The sequence below is a fragment of the Colwellia sp. Bg11-12 genome, from assembly GCF_014076955.1.
In the GTDB taxonomy this organism is placed as follows: Bacteria; Pseudomonadota; Gammaproteobacteria; order Enterobacterales; family Alteromonadaceae; genus Colwellia_A.
Genome location: NZ_JACGUZ010000064.1, coordinates 1 through 1177, shown reverse-complemented (window position 1 = coordinate 1177; position 1177 = coordinate 1). Strand labels below are relative to the sequence as shown.

The following is a 1177-nucleotide window of genomic DNA, read 5'->3' as shown; positions in this document are numbered from 1 at the left end:
CAAATTTTAGACATAAAAAAAGACGCCGAAGCGTCTTTTTCTCAGTTCTCGTGAGAACTAAAATCAGGAACTAGTCAATGATTTTAGATACAACACCAGCACCAACTGTACGACCACCTTCACGGATAGCGAAGCGTAAACCTTCGTCCATCGCTACTGGGTTGATAAGCTCTACAACAAATTTCAAGTTGTCGCCAGGCATTACCATTTCAACACCTTCAGGAAGCTCTACAGCACCTGTGATATCTGTTGTACGGAAGTAAAACTGTGGACGGTATCCTTTAAAGAATGGCGTATGACGACCACCTTCATCTTTAGATAACACGTATACTTCTGATTCGAATTTTGTATGAGGTGAAATTGAACCAGGCTTACATAATACTTGACCACGTTCTACATCTTCACGCTTAAGACCACGTAAAAGTACACCACAGTTCTCGCCAGCACGACCTTCGTCAAGAAGCTTGCGGAACATTTCAACACCAGTACAAGTAGATTTTTGAGTATCACGGATACCAACAACTTCTACTTCTTCACCAATTTTGATGATACCGCGTTCAACACGACCTGTAACAACAGTACCACGACCAGCAATTGAGAATACATCTTCGATAGGCATGATGAATGCTCCGTCGATTGCACGCTCTGGCTCTGGAATGTAGTTATCAAGTTGGTCAGCAAGTTCGATTATTTTAGCTTCCCACTTTTCGTCACCTTGAAGGGCACATAAAGCTGAACCTTGAATTACTGGTAAATCATCACCTGGGAAATCATATTCGCTAAGAAGTTCACGAATTTCCATTTCAACTAATTCTAATAATTCTTCATCGTCTACAACATCACATTTGTTCATGAATACGATGATATATGGAACACCAACTTGACGTGATAACAAGATGTGCTCACGTGTTTGTGGCATAGGACCATCTGTAGCAGCAACTACTAAGATAGCGCCATCCATTTGTGCAGCACCAGTGATCATGTTTTTGATGTAATCGGCGTGACCAGGACAATCTACGTGTGCGTAGTGACGAGCTTCTGTATCGTACTCGATGTGAGAAGTATTGATTGTAATACCACGCTCACGCTCTTCAGGAGCATTATCGATTTGTGCGAAATCTTTAACTTCACCACCGTGTACTTTAGTTAATACTGCAGAGATAGCAGCTGTTAAAGT

The 1177-nt window shown here is 41.6% G+C and carries 1 protein-coding gene; it reads right to left on the bottom strand.

All coding sequences use genetic code 11. From position 1 onward, the window contains the following. Positions 1 to 70: 70 nt before the first annotated feature. The coding region (gene tuf / locus H4J39_RS08540) for an elongation factor Tu (RefSeq protein WP_182227400.1) at positions 71 to 1177 on the bottom strand (1107 nt) is incomplete at its 5' end.